This is a genomic window from Exiguobacterium sp. s157, assembly GCF_018618205.1.
Lineage (GTDB): Bacteria > Bacillota > Bacilli > Exiguobacteriales > Exiguobacteriaceae > Exiguobacterium > Exiguobacterium chiriqhucha.
Genome location: NZ_JACSLQ010000009.1, coordinates 22940 through 40043, shown reverse-complemented (window position 1 = coordinate 40043; position 17104 = coordinate 22940). Strand labels below are relative to the sequence as shown.

The window sequence follows — 17104 nt, the reverse complement described above, 5'->3', positions numbered from 1 at the left end:
TCCGTTCATTTCGTGACGAATTACTTACCAGTCTTACCTTCTTTACGGCGAATACGTTCATCAGAGTAACGAACACCTTTACCTTTGTAAGGTTCTGGAGCACGGTACGAGCGGATTTGAGCTGCAACGTGACCGACGCGCTCTTTGTTAATCCCTTTAACGATGATTTGCGTGTTTGAAGGAACTTCAATCTCGATACCTTCTTCAGCAACGTACTCGATTGGGTGCGAGTAACCGAGGCTGAGGACGAGTTTGTTACCTTGCTTAGCTGCACGGTAACCAACCCCTGAGATCTCAAGTGTTTTCTGGAATCCGTTAGACACACCTTCCACCATGTTGGCGATAAGGGCACGTGTCGTACCGTGGATCGTACGGTTCTCTTTCGAGTCATCCGGACGAACAACAGTCAATTCGTTTTCTTCAACTTTGATTTCCAAGGCTGGGTTAGCTGAAAGCGAAAGTTCACCTTTAGCACCTTTTACTGTGACCGTGTTGTCTTCTGCAACCGATACAGTAACGCCAGCTGGAATCGTAACTGGTTTTTTACCAATACGTGACATTGATTACACCTCCGTTCTTGTTAGAAAAGTGACTTACCAGATGTAGGCGAGCACTTCGCCGCCGACTTGTTGTTGGCGAGCTTCTTTATCAGTCATAAGACCTTTTGATGTCGAAAGAACTGCGATACCGAGTCCTCCGAGTACTTTTGGTACTTCATCTGCTTTTGCGTATACACGAAGACCTGGTTTCGAAATGCGTTTGAGACCAGTGATAACACGTTCGTTGCTTGCTCCGTACTTAAGGAACAAACGAAGTGTACCTTGCTTAGCGTCCTCGATATATTCAACATCGCGAATGAAACCTTCACGCTTGAGGATCTCTGCAACCTCACGTTTGATATTAGAAGCTGGAAGCTCTAATTTTTCATGGCGAACCATGTTAGCGTTACGGATACGTGTAAGCATATCTGCAATTGGGTCTGTCATTACCATGCGATGTACCTCCTTTCACACTGTTAGTGGATTACCAACTTGCTTTTTTAACACCAGGGATTTGACCTTTGTATGCAAGATCACGGAACTTGATACGGCTGATCCCGAATTTACCCATGTAACCATGTGGACGACCTGTGATGCGGCAACGGTTATGAAGACGCACAGGTGAAGAGTTACGTGGCAATTTGCTGAGTCCGATGTAGTCGCCTTCAGCTTTCAATTGTGCACGTTTCTCAGCGTACTGGGCAACGAGTTTCTCGCGTTTTTGTTCGCGATTCACCATTGACTTTTTAGCCATGTTGTCGACCTCCCTTTAGATTATTTTTGGAATGGCATTCCGAGAAGTGTGAGCAATTCACGAGCTTCTTCGTCTGTGTTCGCTGTTGTAACAACAACGATATCCATACCGCGTACTTTTGTTACTTTATCGTAATCGATCTCAGGGAAAATAAGTTGCTCTTTCACACCAAGCGTGTAGTTACCGCGTCCGTCGAATGCTTTCTTCGATACACCGCGGAAGTCGCGTACACGTGGAAGTGAAACAGTTACCAATTTGTCGAGGAAATCGTACATACGCTCGCCACGAAGAGTAACCTTCGCACCGATTGGCATGCCTTCACGAAGTTTGAAACCAGCGATTGATTTCTTAGCCTTCGTTACGAGTGGTTTTTGACCAGAAAGAATTGATAATTCTTCCACTGCCATGTCAAGAGCCTTCGAGTTCGAAACAGCGTCACCTACACCCATGTTGATGACGATCTTGTCGACCTGTGGGACTTGCATAACTGAGTCATAGTTGAATTTATCCATCATCGCTTTCACGATGTCGCTTTTATACTTCTCTTGCAAACGGTTCATAGTCGAATGGACCTCCTTTCGTCACGTTCTTCTTATTTATCGAGTACTTCGCCCGATTTCGCGACACGAACTTTTTTACCATCGACTACTTTGAAACCAACGCGAGTTGGTTTGCCCGTTTTAGGGTCGAGTGGCATGACGTTCGAGACGTGAATTGGTGCTTCGATTTCAAGGATACCGCCTTGTGGATTCGCTTGTGATGGTTTCGAGTGTTTTTTAATCACGTTGATACCTTCTACGACTACGCGGTTCTTGCTTGGCATAGCTTTGAGGATAACCCCTTGCTTGCCTTTATCTTTACCAGACATTACCTGGACTGTATCGCCTTTTTTAACATGCATCGTTTTGCGCACCTCCTTATAGGATTGAAATTGGAAATTAAAGTACTTCCGGTGCCAACGAAACGATCTTCATGAATTCTTTTTCACGAAGTTCACGTGCAACTGGCCCGAAGATCCGAGTGCCGCGTGGGCTCTTGTCATCTTTGATGATGACTGCTGCGTTCTCATCGAAACGGATGTACGAACCATCTTTACGACGAGCGCCGCGTTTTGTACGAACGACAACTGCTCTGACAACGTCACCTTTTTTAACAACGCCACCTGGTGTTGCTTGTTTTACCGTTGCGACGATAATGTCACCGATGTTGGCAGTCTTACGACCTGAACCACCGAGGACTTTAATTGTCAACAGTTCACGCGCGCCAGAGTTGTCTGCTACTTTCAAGCGAGATTCTTGTTGAATCATGCGAGTGTACCTCCCTCCGGATGTTTATAGATCCGAACTGTTATTAGATGATTACTGACTCTTCTACTACTGTTACGAGACGGAAACGTTTGTCTTTAGAAAGCGGACGTGTTTCCGCGATGCGTACCACATCGCCGATTTTAGCGACATTGTTCTCATCGTGTGCTTTAAATTTCTTCGTGTAGTTTACACGTTTGCCATAAAGCTTATGACGTACTTTTGTTTCAACTGCAACGACGATCGTTTTGTCCATTTTGTCAGACACGACGCGTCCAGTGAGTACTTTACGCTTATTGCGTTCCATGAGTGTTACCTCCTCTTAAAGAATCCGATTAGATTAGCCGTTGTTGATGCCGAGTTCGCGTTCACGAAGAATCGTTTTAGCACGCGCAATCGACTTGCGTACTTCACGGATACGAGCAGGATTCTCAAGCTGACCTGTAGCCAATTGGAAACGAAGGTTAAAGAGTTCTTCTTTCCACTCGCCTACTTTACCGTTGAGCTCTTCAGTTGTTGATTGACGGAGATCAGTTGCTTTCATTCGTATCACCACCATTTTCTTCACGTTTCACGAACTTACATTTAACTGGAAGTTTGTGTGCAGCAAGACGAAGCGCCTCACGTGCTACTTCCTCAGATACACCCGCGATTTCAAACATAACTTTGCCAGGCTTAACTACAGCTACCCAGCCTTCTGGAGCACCTTTACCCGAACCCATTCGGACTTCGAGAGGCTTTTTCGTGTATGGCTTGTGTGGGAAGATCTTGATCCACACTTTACCACCACGTTTCATATAACGTGTCATTGCGATACGTGCTGATTCGATTTGACGGTTTGTGATCCAGCTCGCTTCGAGCGATTGGAGACCGAATTCACCGAAATGAACTGTTGTGCCGCGTTTTGCATTTCCGCGCATTTTACCACGGTGTACACGACGATATTTCACGCGTTTAGGTAACAACATAGTGTGTTGCCTCCTTCCTGAAAGAGTGTTTATTATTCAGCGTTTTTAGCTGTGTTGTTTTTTGTTGGAAGAACTTCACCATGGTACAACCAGACTTTAATTCCGATTTTACCATAAGTTGTGTCAGCTTCAGCTGTTCCGTAGTCGATGTCGGCACGGAGCGTGTGAAGTGGAACTGTTCCTTCCGAGTACTTCTCTGAACGAGCGATATCAGCGCCACCAAGACGACCAGAAACTTCTGTTTTGATCCCTTTGATGCCAGTGCGCATCGAACGTTGGATTGATTGTTTCATTGCACGACGGAATGACACACGGCCTTCCAATTGACGAGCGATGTTTTCAGCAACAAGTTTAGCGACAGCGTCCGCGTTTTTCACTTCAACAACGTTGATGTGAACACGTTTGCCTTCAGCAAGCTTGATGATGTTTTTACGGAGTGATTCGATTTCCGAACCACCTTTACCGATAACCATACCTGGTTTCGCAGTGTGAAGTGAAATGTTTACGCGATTTGCAGCGCGTTCGATTTCTACTTTAGAAACACTAGCATCCTTCATTTTGTTTTCGATGTATTCACGAATAACGAAGTCTTCATGAAGGAGATCTGCGTAGTCTTTCTCAGCGTACCAACGCGAATCCCAGTCTTTGATAATACCAACGCGAAGACCGTGCGGATTTACCTTTTGACCCACTACATATCCCTCCTTATTTCTCAGTTACCACGATGTGGATGTGGCTTGTGCGTTTGTTAATGCGGCTTGCGCGACCCATCGCACGTGGGCGGAAGCGTTTGAGTGTTGGACCTTCGTTGACGAAGATTTCCGACACTACAAGGTTCTCAATATTCATATCGTAGTTGTGCTCTGCGTTTGCAATCGCTGACTTCAATACTTTTTCAACGATTGGCGACGCTGCCTTGTTCGTGTGAGCAAGGACAGAGAGCGCTTCGCCGACTTGTTTCCCGCGAATTAAGTCTACAACGAGACGTGCTTTGCGAGGAGCAAGACGGACCATATTAGCTGATGCTTTAGCTTGCATGGATTTGACCTCCCCTCAAATTACCGTTTCGTTTTCTTGTCTGATCCGTGACCTTTGTACGTACGTGTTGGAGCGAATTCACCAAGTTTGTGACCGACCATGTCTTCTGTCACGAATACTGGTACGTGTTTACGACCATCGTGTACACCGAACGTGTGACCCATGAATTCTGGGAAGATTGTCGAGCGACGTGACCAAGTTTTGATGACTTGCTTCTCACCAGATTCGTTAAGTTTGTCAACTTTAGCGAGCAAATGGTGATCTGCGAATGGACCTTTTTTCAAGCTGCGACCCATGATAGAACCTCCCTTTGGAATGATTCGGGAACGGCCCTTTCGAACCGCCCGAGAATCATGTAGTAATTATTTCTTACGGCGACGAAGGATGTACATGTCGCTCGATTTGTTTTTCTTACGTGTTTTAAGACCAAGAGCTGGTTTACCCCAAGGAGTAAGTGGGCCCGAACGACCGATTGGCGCACGACCTTCACCACCACCGTGTGGGTGATCAACCGGGTTCATTACAGAACCACGTACTGTTGGGCGTTTGCCTAACCAACGTGAACGTCCTGCTTTACCGATGTTTACGAGTTCGTGTTCTTCGTTACCAACTGAACCGACTGTCGCGCGGCAAGTGCCGAGGAACAAACGTGATTCACCTGATTGAAGACGAACGATAACGTACTTGCCGTCACGTCCTTGGATTTGTGCCGATGCACCAGCCGCACGAACAAGCTGACCGCCCTTACCAGGCTTAAGCTCGATGTTGTGGATAGTAGTACCGACAGGGATGTTCATAAGTGGAAGAGCGTTCCCCACTTTGATATCCGCTTCTGGGCCAGCCATGATTTCCATGCCTACTTTGATGCCCTTAGGAGCGAGGATGTAACGTTTCTCACCATCTGCATAGTTGATGAGGGCGATGTTTGCTGAACGGTTTGGATCGTATTCGATCGTAGCAACGCGTCCGACGATGCCATCTTTGTTACGTTTGAAATCGATGATACGGTATTTACGTTTGTGTCCGCCACCTTGGTGACGTACTGTCAAACGACCTTGGTTGTTACGACCGCCTTTTTTCGAAAGCTTTTCAGTTAACGATTTTTCAGGGCGATTCGTTGTGATCTCTGCAAAGTCGAGAGATGTCATGTTACGGCGACCGTTAGTGGTCGGCTTAAACTTTTTAATTGCCATCGAGGATTCCCTCCTTTTCTTCTAAGGTAGTAAATTAACCGAGGAAGTCGATTGTGTTGCCTTCAGCAAGAGTTACGATCGCTTTTTTACGACGAGATGTGTAACCAGAGTGACGACCGACACGTTTCGCTTTCGGTTTCATGTTCATTGTGTTTACCGAAGCAACTTTCACGTTGAAGATTGTTTCGATAGCGTGCTTCACTTGTGATTTAGTCGCTTTAACGTCGATCTCGAAAACGTATTTGTTAGCTTCCATGAGGCTAACAGAACGCTCAGTGATGATAGGACGTTTGATGATATCGTATGCTTGAGCCATTATGCAAGCACCTCCTCTACCTTCGCAACCGCATCTTTAGTGAAGATGACTTTGTCGTTAGCAACGAGGTCAAGAACGTTAACGCCGGCTGCTTCGATCACAGTCACTCCTGGGATGTTACGAGCTGCGAGAGCGATAGTCTCATTGTAGTCCGCTGTGACTACGAGAGCCTTACGTTCTACTGATAGGCCAAGAAGTACAGCGACCATATCTTTTGTTTTTGGTGCATCGAAAGCAAGGCCTTCGAGGACGATCATTTCGTTGTTTTTCACTTTTGACGACAAAGCCGAGAGAAGTGCAAGACGACGAACTTTTTTAGGAAGCTTGTAAGAGTATGAACGTGGTGTTGGACCGAAGACTGTACCACCACCAACCCATTGTGGTGAGCGGATAGAACCTTGGCGCGCACGACCAGTTCCCTTTTGTTTCCATGGTTTACGGCCGCCACCGCGTACTTCCGAGCGACCTTTCGTATCGTGAGTACCTTGACGGCGTGATGCTTGTTGCATAACGATCGCGTCATAAAGTACTGAGTCATTTGGCTCGATACCGAAGATGGCTTCTGCCAATTCGATTTCGCCAACTTGTGAACCTGTTTGGTTAAGCAAAGCTACTTTAGGCATTCGTAATTCCTCCTTTCCGTGCAGTTAATTAGTTACCCTTTACCGCTGTTTTGATGATGACGTTCGACTTGCGAGCGCCTGGGATTGCGCCTTTAACGAGTACAAGGCCGCGTTCCACGTCAACTTTGACAACTTCAAGGTTTTGAATCGTTTTACGCTCGCCACCCATTTGACCAGGAAGAAGCTTCCCTTTAAATACGCGGTTAGGAGCTACAGGACCCATCGAACCAGGACGACGGTGGTAGCGCGAACCGTGAGCCATTGGTCCACGTGATTGTCCGTGACGCTTGATCGCACCTTGGAATCCTTTACCTTTCGATGTACCTGTTACGTCTACTAATTCACCTGCAGCGAAAATGTCCGCCTTGATCTCTTGACCGATTTCGTATCCTTCTACTGAAGTACGAATCTCTTTGATGAAGCGCTTAGGTGTCGCACTTGCTTTCGCAGCGTGACCTTTTGCTGGTTTGTTTTGACGTGATTCTTTGATGTCTCCGAAACCGAGTTGAAGTGCCTCGTAACCGTCTGTTTCAACCGTTTTAAGTTGAAGAACGACGTTTCCTTCGACAGCAACTACTGTTACTGGTACGACTTCGCCTGCTTCGTTGAAGATTTGAGTCATACCGAGTTTTGTTCCTAAGATTCCTTTAGCCATGAGATACACCTCCTGTTTAATAATTATTGTCTCTTCTGGCTAGTATCTACTATATGAAGAATTAAAGTTTGATTTCGATGTCCACACCTGATGGTAATTCGAGACGCATAAGCGCATCAACCGTTTTTGGTGTTGGGTTAACGATGTCGATCAAGCGTTTGTGTGTACGCATTTCGAACTGTTCACGAGCATCTTTGTACTTGTGAACGGCACGAAGGATCGTGTAGATCGATTTGTCAGTCGGAAGCGGGATTGGTCCCGAAACCTTTGCACCTGAACGCTTCGCAGTATCAACGATTTTCTCAGCTGATTGATCGAGTACGCGATGGTCGTATGCTTTTAAACGAATACGGATTTTTTCATTTGCCATGTAAGTTTCCCTCCTTTGTCGCCTATTTTTAAAAATAGACAGTTCTCCGCGGAAATTTCCACACCGGCCATGGCAAAGCTGCCTGGCGTGTCATAACCTCCCGCTTCATCGCAGCGTGCTTGTGTCAGCAGAGGTATCCGATCATTGCAAATCAACGATTGGACCCGATTTCTGCTGTAAAGTCTCTCACCACTCGCACAAACACTTAATCATTATATCGAATCTACATATGAAATGCAAGATTTGATTTTTTAGTTGTGCCGGATGTCTGATGAGTTGTTCAACGTTCACTAATGTAACAAGATTCGAACCCATTTGCAAGCTATTTTCCTTCTTTTGTTGAACTATTTCTTTCGAGAACCGCCGTGCCAACTCGACCTAGCGTTTCATATAGGTTCCGAAGCGTTCGGTGACGGCTTCAATGACCGAGGCGGGGGCTCGTTTGAGACATGCTTGGACGATCCCTTCATTGAGCTCATGCGTCTCAAAATAATCCGCCAGTCGATTAAGCCGATCTTCCCGACCGATGACCGTATACAGCACGACCCACTCTTCGAGCCGCATCCAGCTGCCGACCGGTTCAATGTAAGGATGCGTATAAATCCCATCGGTACACTTCATCCGGAAACTGGCCATCACATCGATGTCGCCCCCTTCAAACACATATTCACTAAAGTATGTCGTCATGTAGTCGGCATGCGGTTTCGTTTCGACTTTCTCGCCGACTCGGCTCAACACTTGATCCAATCGTTCGAATTGATCCGGCTCCACGAATACATCCAAGTCATTCGTCGTTTCGATGAGTCCATGATGCTTCAATAACGTCGACCCACCGAACCGACACGCAATCCCATTTAAGCGGCATAACGTCTCGACTTGTTTTTCCATCCTCGTCACCCCTTCCTGCAACATATGTCCCATCTTACCACGTCTAGCCATAAAACAAAAAAGCAGCCCGCAAAATGCGGACTGCTTGAAAGGTCAGTGTATCAATCGATTACTCGATGATTTCAGTTACTGAACCAGCGCCTACTGTACGGCCACCCTCACGGATTGAGAAACGTGTTCCGTCTTCGATCGCGATTGTAGAAATCAATTCGATCGTCAACTCGATGTTGTCTCCTGGCATTACCATTTCAGTACCTTCTGGAAGGTGAACGATACCTGTTACGTCAGTTGTACGGAAGTAGAACTGCGGACGGTAGTTCGCGAAGAATGGCGTGTGACGGCCACCCTCTTCTTTAGAAAGAACGTAGATTGAAGCTTTGAACTTTGAGTGCGGCGTGATTGAACCTGGCTTAGCAAGTACTTGTCCACGCTCGATGTCTTCACGTGATACACCACGGAGAAGAGCACCGATGTTGTCGCCAGCTTCAGCGTAGTCGAGAAGCTTACGGAACATCTCTACACCAGTACATACAGTTTTCTTAGTTTCTTCTGTAAGACCAACGATTTCAACTTCGTCGTTGACGCGGAGAACACCACGCTCAACACGACCAGTCGCTACAGTACCGCGACCAGTGATTGAGAATACGTCCTCAACTGGCATCATGAATTCTTTGTCCGTGTCACGAACTGGCTCAGGGATGTACTCATCAACTGCGTTCATGAGTTCCATGATTTTTTCTTCCCACTGTGGTTCGCCGTTAAGCGCGCCAAGTGCAGAACCTTTGATTACAGGGAGGTCGTCGCCTGGGAAGTCGTACTCAGAAAGAAGTTCACGGATTTCCATTTCAACGAGCTCAAGGAGTTCTTCGTCGTCAACCATGTCAACTTTGTTCATGAATACGACGATGAAAGGAACACCTACTTGACGTGAAAGAAGGATGTGCTCACGTGTTTGTGGCATTGGGCCATCAGTTGCCGAAACAACGAGGATCGCGCCGTCCATTTGTGCAGCACCAGTGATCATGTTTTTAACATAGTCAGCGTGACCTGGGCAGTCAACGTGTGCATAGTGGCGTTTGTCAGTTTCGTACTCGATGTGAGCTGTTGCGATTGTGATACCGCGCTCACGCTCTTCAGGAGCACCATCGATTGCGTCAAACTTTGTAGCTGTTTTACCTTGTGCTTTTGAAAGTACAGCTGAGATCGCTGCAGTCAAAGTTGTTTTACCGTGGTCGACGTGGCCGATTGTACCAACGTTAACGTGCGGTTTAGAACGGTCGAATTTTTCTTTACCCATTCTAGATTCCTCCTCTATTAGACAATTAGTTTTTTATTTAACTAGGAAGACGTAGGCTACTTTTAACATACGTCCTCCTTAGCTTACAACAATCAATTAAGCGTTACAACCGTTATTAGCCGTTCGCTTTTTTGATGATTTCTTCTGCGATTGACTTCGGTACTTCTTCGTAGTGATCGAAGTGCATCGAGTACGTTCCGCGTCCTTGCGTACGTGAACGAAGCGATGTCGCATATCCAAACATTTCTGAAAGTGGAACCATTGCTTTAACGACTTGAGCGTTACCGCGTGCTTCCATACCTTCTACGCGTCCACGGCGTGACGTGACGTCACCCATGATGTCTCCCAAGTATTCTTCTGGGATAACAACTTCGACACGCATCATTGGCTCAAGGATTACAGCTTTCGCTTGTTCCTTAAGTTGTTTAACCGCCATCGAAGCAGCAACTTTAAACGCCATCTCGTTCGAGTCGACATCGTGGTACGATCCGAAGACGAGGGCAGCTTTAACGTCCACTACTGGGTAACCAGCGAGGATACCGTTTTCGAGAGCTTCTTCAATCCCGTTCTGAACAGCTGGGACGTATTCACGTGGTACAACACCACCGACGATCTTGTTCTCGAACGCGAATCCAGCGCCTTCTTCGTTCGGCTCGAATTCTACGACAACGTGACCGTACTGACCGCGTCCACCTGATTGACGTACGAATTTCGAATCGATCTTCGCAGCGCCACGGATTGTCTCACGGTAAGCAACTTGTGGTGCACCAACGTTAGCTTCTACTTTGAATTCGCGACGCATACGGTCAACGAGGATATCAAGGTGAAGCTCACCCATACCAGAGATGATCGTTTGACCAGTCTCTTGGTTTGTTTCAGTGCGGAAAGTTGGATCCTCTTCTGCGAGTTTCGCGAGGGCTTGACCCATCTTGTCTTGGTCAGCTTTCGATTTAGGCTCGATAGCGACCGAGATAACCGGTTCTGGGAATGTCATTGACTCGAGAACGACGTTGTCTTTCTCTGAGCAAAGCGTATCACCAGTCGTAGTATCTTTAAGACCAACGGCTGCGGCGATGTCACCAGCGAATACCATTGGGATTTCTTCACGGCTGTTCGCGTGCATTTGAAGGATACGACCGAGGCGCTCACGCTTACCTTTAGTCGAGTTCTTCACATACGAACCAGCTTGTGCTGTACCAGAGTACACGCGGAAGAACGTCAATTTACCGACGTAAGGATCCGTCATGACTTTGAACGCAAGTGCCGAGAACGGAGCTTCGTCAGAAGGCTCACGCGTGATTTCTTCTTCTGTGTCGAGGTTAACACCTTTGATTGACTCAACATCAACTGGTGATGGGAGGTAATCAACAACAGCGTCCAACATCAATTGAACACCTTTGTTTTTGAAGGCAGAACCAACGAGTACAGGGTAGAATTCTACGCTGAGTGTTGCTTGACGGATACCAGCTTTGAGTTCTTCGATTGAGATCTCTTCGCCTTCGAGGTATTTCATCATCAACTCTTCGTTGTAGTCAGCAACCGCTTCGATCAATTGACCGCGAAGTTCTTCAGCTTCGTCAGCCATGTCAGCTGGGTAGCCATCCGTTACTTCGATGTCAGTACCGAGGTCGTTCGTGTACATGTATGTCTTCTTCTCAACGAGGTCGATGATTCCTTTGAATTCATCTTCCGCACCGATTGGAAGTTGGATTGGATGTGCGTTTGCGTGTAAACGTTCGTGAAGTGTTTTCACCGAGTACAAGAAGTCCGCACCGATTTTATCCATCTTGTTGACGAATACGACACGTGGAACACCGTAAGTCGTCGCTTGACGCCATACAGTTTCTGTTTGTGGTTCAACACCTGACTGAGCGTCAAGTACCGCAACAGCGCCATCAAGTACACGGAGTGAACGTTCAACTTCAACTGTGAAGTCTACGTGTCCAGGTGTATCGATGATGTTTACACGGTGGCCATTCCACTGTGCAGTTGTCGCTGCAGAAGTGATCGTGATTCCACGCTCTTGCTCCTGCTCCATCCAGTCCATTTGTGAAGCTCCTTCATGAGTTTCACCAATCTTGTGGATACGACCTGTGTAATAAAGAATACGTTCAGTTGTTGTCGTCTTACCGGCATCGATGTGAGCCATGATCCCGATGTTACGAGTATTCTTTAGGGAGAATTCTCTTGCCATACTGGGTATTCTCCTTCCGCATGTGTTTTTCGTGTGCTGGCACACGATATGATTATACCCGAAAGCCACTCCATTAAGCCACCGCTTGGTGACGTGGAGTGGTCTTTACGTTTAACTTACCAACGATAGTGAGCAAACGCTTTGTTCGCTTCTGCCATCTTATGCATGTCTTCGCGTTTCTTAACAGACGCACCAGTGTTATTGGCTGCATCCATGATTTCATTCGCGATACGTTGCTCCATCGTTTTCTCGTTGCGGAGACGAGCGTAGTTCACGAGGTAACGAAGACCAAGTGTCGTACGGCGCTCTGGACGAACTTCAACAGGAACTTGGTAGTTTGCTCCACCAACACGGCGAGCTTTAACTTCAAGTACAGGCATGATGTTGTTCATTGCTTCTTCGAACACTTCCATAGGCTCTTTGCCTGAGCGTTCAGCGATGAGGCCAAATGCGTTGTAAATGATAGTTTGAGCTGTACCTTTTTTACCGTCTAACATGACACGGTTAATGAGGCGAGTTACCAATTTCGAGTTGTAGATCGGATCTGCGATAACGTCACGACGTTCTGCACGGTTTTTACGCATCCGAGTACCCTCCTTTCAAAATTTCAGTAGTTTTTAGTTTTGCGAGAATTACTTCTTCGCAGCTTTCGGACGTTTCGTACCGTATTTAGAACGGCCTTGCATACGTCCGTCAACACCTGCAGTGTCAAGCGCACCACGAACGATGTGGTAACGTACCCCTGGTAAGTCTTTTACACGTCCTCCACGGATAAGAACAACGCTGTGCTCTTGAAGGTTGTGGCCAATACCTGGAATGTACGCAGTCACTTCGATTTGGTTAGTCAAACGAACACGAGCATACTTACGTAATGCCGAGTTCGGTTTCTTCGGAGTCATTGTACCAACACGTGTACAAACACCACGTTTCTGTGGCGAGCTCACGTTAGTTTGTGACTTGATGAAACTGTTGTAACCTTTGTTAAGTGCTGGAGAGTCAGATTTAACGACTTTCGATTTACGTCCTTTACGGACTAACTGGTTGATAGTAGGCATCTTTGAAGATCCTCCCTTCCTGAATTATGCTATTTTCTAGACCCACCGACCCGGGTGGTTCATTTAAGGTCATAACGAAACGCTTTTACGAGGCGTAGGCATTCCATGACCTCGCAAAAACGTGAGTTATACCTTGAAAGTGGCAATAATAGCAGCCAAACCTTTCCGGAGAAAGATCGGGTGACGTCCAAGTAGCTTGCCGACTGCTGGACACCGTTGTCATCGACAACAACCGATTGGCGGCACTAAATCATAGTAGCACCGCCAACCCATGCTGTCAAGACGTTTTTATTCTACCGTCGTGTCTTCGAGAACGGCTTTCGTCTCTTCTTCTTTGAGTTTAACATCACGGTAAACCGGCATCCCAGTACCAGCTGGAACGAGTTTCCCGATGATGACGTTCTCTTTGAGTCCGAGGAGATAGTCGCGCTTGCCTTTGATGGCAGCGTCTGTCAATACACGAGTCGTTTCTTGGAACGAAGCGGCCGAGAGGAACGAATCTGTCTCAAGCGACGCTTTTGTGATTCCGAGAAGGACCGGTTTCGCTGTTGCCGGGCTCTTGCCTTCGCGAAGCGTATCTTTACACGCTTCTTTGAAGACGCTGATATCGACGAGCGAACCAGGGAGAAGTGGCGTGTCACCAGACTCGATGACTTTGACGCGGCGAAGCATTTGGCGAACCATGACTTCGACGTGTTTGTCGCCGATTTCTACCCCTTGCATGCGGTAAACTTTTTGTACTTCTTGGAGCAAGTAGTTTTGAACACCAGATACACCACGGACGGCGAGCAATTCTTTCGGATCGATCGAACCTTCCGTGAAGACTTCTCCGGCTTCTACTGTATCTCCGATTTGAACACGAAGACGTGCTCCGAACGGAATCGTGTACGTACGTGTCTCACTGAGTCCTTCGACGGTGAGTTCACGCTTGTCACGCGATTCTGTGAAGTCGATGACCGTACCAGGGATTTCCGAGATGACCGCTTGCCCTTTCGGGTTACGAGCCTCGAATACCTCTTGGATACGTGGAAGACCTTGTGTGATATCATCTCCGGCTACCCCACCTGTGTGGAAGGTACGCATTGTAAGCTGCGTTCCTGGCTCACCGATTGATTGCGCGGCGATGATTCCGACAGCTTCGCCGACTTCAACGTTCGAGCCAGTCGCCAAGTTGCGGCCGTAACATTTCTTACATACGCCGTGTGACGTGTTACATGTAAAGGCTGTACGGATTTCAACTCGTTCGATTCCAGCGTCGACGATGTCGCGAGCGAGATCTTCGGTAATCAATTGGTTCTTCTCGACCATGACTTCACCCGTTTCCGGATGTGCCACTGTCTCGAACGCTGTACGGCCGACGAGGCGGTCATACAAGTTTTCGATTTCTTCCGTGCCTTCGCGGAGAGCGGCAACGCGGATTCCGCGGTCCGTTCCACAATCTTCTTCACGGATGATGACATCTTGGGCTACGTCAACAAGACGACGCGTCAAGTAACCTGAGTCAGCCGTCTTAAGGGCTGTATCGGCAAGACCTTTACGCGCACCGTGCGTCGAGATGAAGTACTCTTGTACCGTCAGACCTTCACGGAATGAAGATTTGATCGGAAGTTCGATGATGCGGCCAGATGGAGCGGCCATCAAACCACGCATCCCTGCGAGCTGCGTGAAGTTGGACGCGTTACCACGGGCACCTGAGTCAGACATCATGAAGATTGGATTCAAGCGATTGAGGGATTTCATCAATCGTGATTGAATCTCATCCTTCGCTTCGTTCCAAGAGCGTACAACGCGCTCGTAACGCTCATCTTCAGTGATGAGACCGCGACGGAATGACTTCATGATTTGATCGACTTGAGTTTGCGCTTCATCAAGGATTTCTTGTTTGTCCGGAAGAACGATGATATCAGCGATTCCAACCGTCACACCGGCTTTCGTCGAGTGTTTGAAGCCAAGATCTTTCATCCGGTCAAGCATGCGGCTTGTTTCAGTCGTTTCGAACTTCTGGAACACTTCCGCGATGACTTTTCCAAGGAATCCTTTTTTGAACGGCTCGACCAAAGGACGTGAGGCGATTTCTTCTGCCACGTTGGCACCTTTGTCGATGAAGTACTTGTCAGGCGTTGCTTCCTGTAAGTTTTCCATCGTCGGCTCGTTCAAGTATGGGAACGTGTTCGGCAAGATCTCGTTAAAGATCATCTTACCGACCGTTGTGATCAACATTTTCTCGTTTTGCTCATCTGTGAACGTCGGGTTGTTGAGCGTACGTGCTGGAAGAGCGACACGTGTATGCAAGTGGACATAGCCATTTTGATACGCGATGAGCGCTTCGTTCACGTTCGACAAAATTTTCCCTTGTCCGACGGCATCGTCGCGTTCAAGCGAGATGTAGTAGTTGCCGAGGACCATATCCTGCGATGGTGTAACAACTGGTTTTCCGTCTTTCGGGTTCAAGATGTTTTGCGCTGCGAGCATGAGAAGACGAGCTTCAGCTTGCGCTTCAGCAGAAAGTGGTACGTGAACCGCCATTTGGTCACCATCAAAGTCGGCGTTATAAGCCGTACATACGAGCGGGTGAAGGCGAATCGCGCGACCTTCGACGAGAATCGGTTCGAAAGCTTGAATCCCTAGGCGGTGAAGCGTTGGGGCACGGTTCAAGAGAACCGGATGCTCACGAATGACTTCTTCGAGGACGCCCCAGATTTCTGGTTGCATCTTCTCAATCTTACGTTTGGCGTTCTTGATGTTCGACGCGATGCCGCGACCGACAAGTTCTTTCATCACGAACGGTTTGAAGAGTTCAAGGGCCATCTCTTTCGGGAGACCACATTGGTACATCTTCAAGTTTGGACCAACGACGATAACCGAACGTCCTGAATAGTCGACCCGTTTACCAAGAAGGTTTTGACGGAAACGACCTTGTTTCCCTTTCAACATGTGTGAAAGTGATTTAAGGGGACGGTTACCTGGTCCTGTGACCGGACGACCACGACGACCGTTGTCGATGAGGGCGTCAACCGCTTCTTGAAGCATACGCTTCTCGTTTTGCACGATGATGTTCGGCGCGCCGAGATCGAGCAAACGTTTAAGACGGTTGTTTCGGTTGATGACTCGACGATACAAATCGTTCAAGTCAGATGTCGCAAAGCGTCCACCGTCGAGCTGCACCATCGGGCGAAGCTCTGGCGGAATGACAGGAAGTACTTCAAGAATCATCCAATCTGGATCATTACCTGACGTGAAGAACGCATCGAGCACTTCAAGACGTTTAATCGCACGTGTACGACGTTGGCCTTGAACCGTCTTCAATTCTTCGCGGAGTTCTCCGACTTCCTTCTCGAGTTGAACGTCTTGAAGGAGTGTGCGGATGGCTTCTGCACCCATGTCTGCTCTGAAGTCACTGCCGTATTTTTCACGGTAGAGACGGTATTCTTTTTCCGAGAGAAGTTGTTTCTTCTCAAGCGGAGTGTCACCTGGCTCCGTCACAACGTACGACGCGAAGTAGATTACTTCTTCGAGCGCACGTGGTGACATATCGAGAACAAGCCCCATTCGGCTTGGAATCCCTTTGAAGTACCAGATGTGCGAAACTGGTGCCGCGAGCTCGATATGGCCCATACGCTCGCGACGCACTTTCGCTTTCGTCACTTCAACGCCACAACGGTCACAAATGACTCCTTTATAACGGATTCGTTTGTATTTCCCGCAGTAACATTCCCAGTCTTTCGTAGGACCGAAGATTCGTTCACAGAACAATCCGTCCTTCTCTGGTTTAAGTGTACGATAGTTGATCGTTTCCGGCTTTTTGACTTCCCCGTAAGACCACGAACGGATCTTCTCGGGTGAAGCCAAGCCGATTTTCATATATTCAAATCGATTAACATCTACCAAGGGGCCGACCTCCCTTTTCGCC

Annotated in this window: 23 protein-coding genes; all 23 read right to left on the bottom strand. The window is 47.7% G+C overall.

Annotation, left to right across the window (positions count from 1 at the left end):
- Positions 1-20 precede the first annotated feature (20 nt).
- The 23 genes from rplF to rpoC all read right to left on the bottom strand — a co-directional run bounded on the left by rplF (position 21) and on the right by rpoC (position 17082).
- Entirely contained in the window at positions 21-560 is a 540-nt protein-coding gene (rplF, locus tag KNP67_RS13770; RefSeq protein WP_021066615.1) for a 50S ribosomal protein L6, read from the bottom strand.
- A gap of 33 nt (positions 561-593) precedes the next feature.
- Positions 594-992 carry a 30S ribosomal protein S8 gene (gene rpsH, locus KNP67_RS13765; protein ID WP_021066614.1) on the bottom strand — a complete coding sequence of 133 codons (399 nt, stop codon included), beginning with the start codon at positions 990-992 and terminating at the stop codon, positions 594-596.
- A gap of 31 nt (positions 993-1023) precedes the next feature.
- Positions 1024-1293, bottom strand: coding sequence for a 30S ribosomal protein S14 (rpsN, locus tag KNP67_RS13760; RefSeq protein WP_021066613.1), 270 nt, complete (start codon positions 1291-1293; stop codon positions 1024-1026).
- Between the two features lie 20 nt (positions 1294-1313).
- Entirely contained in the window at positions 1314-1853 is a 540-nt protein-coding gene (gene rplE, locus KNP67_RS13755; protein ID WP_016508927.1) for a 50S ribosomal protein L5, read from the bottom strand.
- Positions 1854-1885: 32 nt separating this feature from the next.
- Positions 1886-2194 carry a 50S ribosomal protein L24 gene (rplX, locus tag KNP67_RS13750; protein WP_021066612.1) on the bottom strand — a complete coding sequence of 103 codons (309 nt, stop codon included), beginning with the start codon at positions 2192-2194 and terminating at the stop codon, positions 1886-1888.
- Between the two features lie 37 nt (positions 2195-2231).
- Positions 2232-2600 (bottom strand): 50S ribosomal protein L14, encoded by a 369-nt coding sequence (gene rplN, locus KNP67_RS13745; protein ID WP_012727667.1) that lies wholly within the window; start codon positions 2598-2600, stop codon positions 2232-2234.
- 43 nt (positions 2601-2643) lie between these two features.
- Positions 2644-2904 (bottom strand): 30S ribosomal protein S17, encoded by a 261-nt coding sequence (gene rpsQ, locus KNP67_RS13740; protein ID WP_021066611.1) that lies wholly within the window; start codon positions 2902-2904, stop codon positions 2644-2646.
- Between the two features lie 33 nt (positions 2905-2937).
- Positions 2938-3141 (bottom strand): 50S ribosomal protein L29, encoded by a 204-nt coding sequence (gene rpmC / locus KNP67_RS13735; RefSeq protein WP_012727669.1) that lies wholly within the window; start codon positions 3139-3141, stop codon positions 2938-2940.
- A complete protein-coding gene (gene rplP, locus KNP67_RS13730; RefSeq protein WP_016508922.1) occupies positions 3128-3565 on the bottom strand; it encodes a 50S ribosomal protein L16 in 438 nt (145 codons plus the stop codon). Before rplP ends, rpmC begins: the two co-directional genes overlap by 14 nt.
- Before the next feature lie 32 nt (positions 3566-3597).
- Entirely contained in the window at positions 3598-4257 is a 660-nt protein-coding gene (rpsC, locus tag KNP67_RS13725) for a 30S ribosomal protein S3 (protein WP_021066610.1), read from the bottom strand.
- A 13-nt stretch (positions 4258-4270) separates the two neighbouring features.
- A complete protein-coding gene (rplV, locus tag KNP67_RS13720) occupies positions 4271-4603 on the bottom strand; it encodes a 50S ribosomal protein L22 (RefSeq protein WP_021066609.1) in 333 nt (110 codons plus the stop codon).
- Positions 4604-4623: 20 nt separating this feature from the next.
- Entirely contained in the window at positions 4624-4899 is a 276-nt protein-coding gene (rpsS, locus tag KNP67_RS13715; RefSeq protein WP_012727673.1) for a 30S ribosomal protein S19, read from the bottom strand.
- A 66-nt stretch (positions 4900-4965) separates the two neighbouring features.
- Complete coding sequence (gene rplB, locus KNP67_RS13710; protein ID WP_021066608.1) at positions 4966-5796, bottom strand: 50S ribosomal protein L2; 831 nt, start codon at positions 5794-5796, stop codon at positions 4966-4968.
- A 34-nt stretch (positions 5797-5830) separates the two neighbouring features.
- Complete coding sequence (gene rplW, locus KNP67_RS13705) at positions 5831-6112, bottom strand: 50S ribosomal protein L23 (RefSeq protein ID WP_021066607.1); 282 nt, start codon at positions 6110-6112, stop codon at positions 5831-5833.
- The gene (rplD, locus tag KNP67_RS13700) at positions 6112-6735 is read right to left on the bottom strand and encodes a 50S ribosomal protein L4 (protein WP_021066606.1); all 624 of its coding nucleotides are present in this window, start codon (positions 6733-6735) and stop codon (positions 6112-6114) included. The genes rplW and rplD overlap by 1 nt, the downstream gene beginning before the upstream one ends.
- A 28-nt stretch (positions 6736-6763) precedes the next feature.
- Complete coding sequence (gene rplC, locus KNP67_RS13695) at positions 6764-7390, bottom strand: 50S ribosomal protein L3 (RefSeq protein WP_021066605.1); 627 nt, start codon at positions 7388-7390, stop codon at positions 6764-6766.
- A gap of 61 nt (positions 7391-7451) precedes the next feature.
- Positions 7452-7760: a 30S ribosomal protein S10 gene (rpsJ, locus tag KNP67_RS13690; protein WP_021066604.1), complete on the bottom strand. Its 309-nt coding sequence runs from the start codon at positions 7758-7760 to the stop codon at positions 7452-7454.
- Positions 7761-8138: 378 nt separating this feature from the next.
- Positions 8139-8648, bottom strand: a complete 510-nt coding sequence (locus tag KNP67_RS13685; protein ID WP_029594430.1) for a hypothetical protein — start codon at positions 8646-8648, stop codon at positions 8139-8141.
- A 109-nt stretch (positions 8649-8757) separates the two neighbouring features.
- Entirely contained in the window at positions 8758-9945 is a 1188-nt protein-coding gene (gene tuf, locus KNP67_RS13680) for an elongation factor Tu (RefSeq protein ID WP_021066602.1), read from the bottom strand.
- Between the two features lie 115 nt (positions 9946-10060).
- Complete coding sequence (fusA, locus tag KNP67_RS13675; protein WP_029594429.1) at positions 10061-12139, bottom strand: elongation factor G; 2079 nt, start codon at positions 12137-12139, stop codon at positions 10061-10063.
- Positions 12140-12255: 116 nt separating this feature from the next.
- On the bottom strand, positions 12256-12723 hold the full coding sequence (gene rpsG, locus KNP67_RS13670; RefSeq protein ID WP_021066600.1) for a 30S ribosomal protein S7: 468 nt from the start codon (positions 12721-12723) through the stop codon (positions 12256-12258).
- A gap of 48 nt (positions 12724-12771) precedes the next feature.
- The gene (rpsL, locus tag KNP67_RS13665) at positions 12772-13194 is read right to left on the bottom strand and encodes a 30S ribosomal protein S12 (RefSeq protein ID WP_012727683.1); all 423 of its coding nucleotides are present in this window, start codon (positions 13192-13194) and stop codon (positions 12772-12774) included.
- Positions 13195-13482: 288 nt separating this feature from the next.
- On the bottom strand, positions 13483-17082 hold the full coding sequence (gene rpoC / locus KNP67_RS13660; protein ID WP_021066599.1) for a DNA-directed RNA polymerase subunit beta': 3600 nt from the start codon (positions 17080-17082) through the stop codon (positions 13483-13485).
- Positions 17083-17104: the final 22 nt, after the last annotated feature.

Bases quoted from the DNA above. Each gene is read 5' to 3' on its own strand.
- rplF (WP_021066615.1), bottom strand. From the start codon at position 560: ATGTCACGTATTGGTAAAAAACCAGTTACGATTCCAGCTGGCGTTACT.
- rpsH (WP_021066614.1), bottom strand. From the start codon at position 992: ATGGTAATGACAGACCCAATTGCAGATATGCTTACACGTATCCGTAAC.
- rpsN (WP_021066613.1), bottom strand. From the start codon at position 1,293: ATGGCTAAAAAGTCAATGGTGAATCGCGAACAAAAACGCGAGAAACTC.
- rplE (WP_016508927.1), bottom strand. From the start codon at position 1,853: ATGAACCGTTTGCAAGAGAAGTATAAAAGCGACATCGTGAAAGCGATG.
- rplX (WP_021066612.1), bottom strand. From the start codon at position 2,194: ATGCATGTTAAAAAAGGCGATACAGTCCAGGTAATGTCTGGTAAAGAT.
- rplN (WP_012727667.1), bottom strand. From the start codon at position 2,600: ATGATTCAACAAGAATCTCGCTTGAAAGTAGCAGACAACTCTGGCGCG.
- rpsQ (WP_021066611.1), bottom strand. From the start codon at position 2,904: ATGGAACGCAATAAGCGTAAAGTACTCACTGGACGCGTCGTGTCTGAC.
- rpmC (WP_012727669.1), bottom strand. From the start codon at position 3,141: ATGAAAGCAACTGATCTCCGTCAATCAACAACTGAAGAGCTCAACGGT.
- rplP (WP_016508922.1), bottom strand. From the start codon at position 3,565: ATGTTGTTACCTAAACGCGTGAAATATCGTCGTGTACACCGTGGTAAA.
- rplV (WP_021066609.1), bottom strand. From the start codon at position 4,603: ATGCAAGCTAAAGCATCAGCTAATATGGTCCGTCTTGCTCCTCGCAAA.
- rpsS (WP_012727673.1), bottom strand. From the start codon at position 4,899: ATGGGTCGCAGCTTGAAAAAAGGTCCATTCGCAGATCACCATTTGCTC.
- rplB (WP_021066608.1), bottom strand. From the start codon at position 5,796: ATGGCAATTAAAAAGTTTAAGCCGACCACTAACGGTCGCCGTAACATG.
- rplW (WP_021066607.1), bottom strand. From the start codon at position 6,112: ATGGCTCAAGCATACGATATCATCAAACGTCCTATCATCACTGAGCGT.
- rplD (WP_021066606.1), bottom strand. From the start codon at position 6,735: ATGCCTAAAGTAGCTTTGCTTAACCAAACAGGTTCACAAGTTGGCGAA.
- rplC (WP_021066605.1), bottom strand. From the start codon at position 7,390: ATGGCTAAAGGAATCTTAGGAACAAAACTCGGTATGACTCAAATCTTC.
- rpsJ (WP_021066604.1), bottom strand. From the start codon at position 7,760: ATGGCAAATGAAAAAATCCGTATTCGTTTAAAAGCATACGACCATCGC.
- KNP67_RS13685 (WP_029594430.1), bottom strand. From the start codon at position 8,648: ATGGAAAAACAAGTCGAGACGTTATGCCGCTTAAATGGGATTGCGTGT.
- tuf (WP_021066602.1), bottom strand. From the start codon at position 9,945: ATGGGTAAAGAAAAATTCGACCGTTCTAAACCGCACGTTAACGTTGGT.
- fusA (WP_029594429.1), bottom strand. From the start codon at position 12,139: ATGGCAAGAGAATTCTCCCTAAAGAATACTCGTAACATCGGGATCATG.
- rpsG (WP_021066600.1), bottom strand. From the start codon at position 12,723: ATGCGTAAAAACCGTGCAGAACGTCGTGACGTTATCGCAGATCCGATC.
- rpsL (WP_012727683.1), bottom strand. From the start codon at position 13,194: ATGCCTACTATCAACCAGTTAGTCCGTAAAGGACGTAAATCGAAAGTC.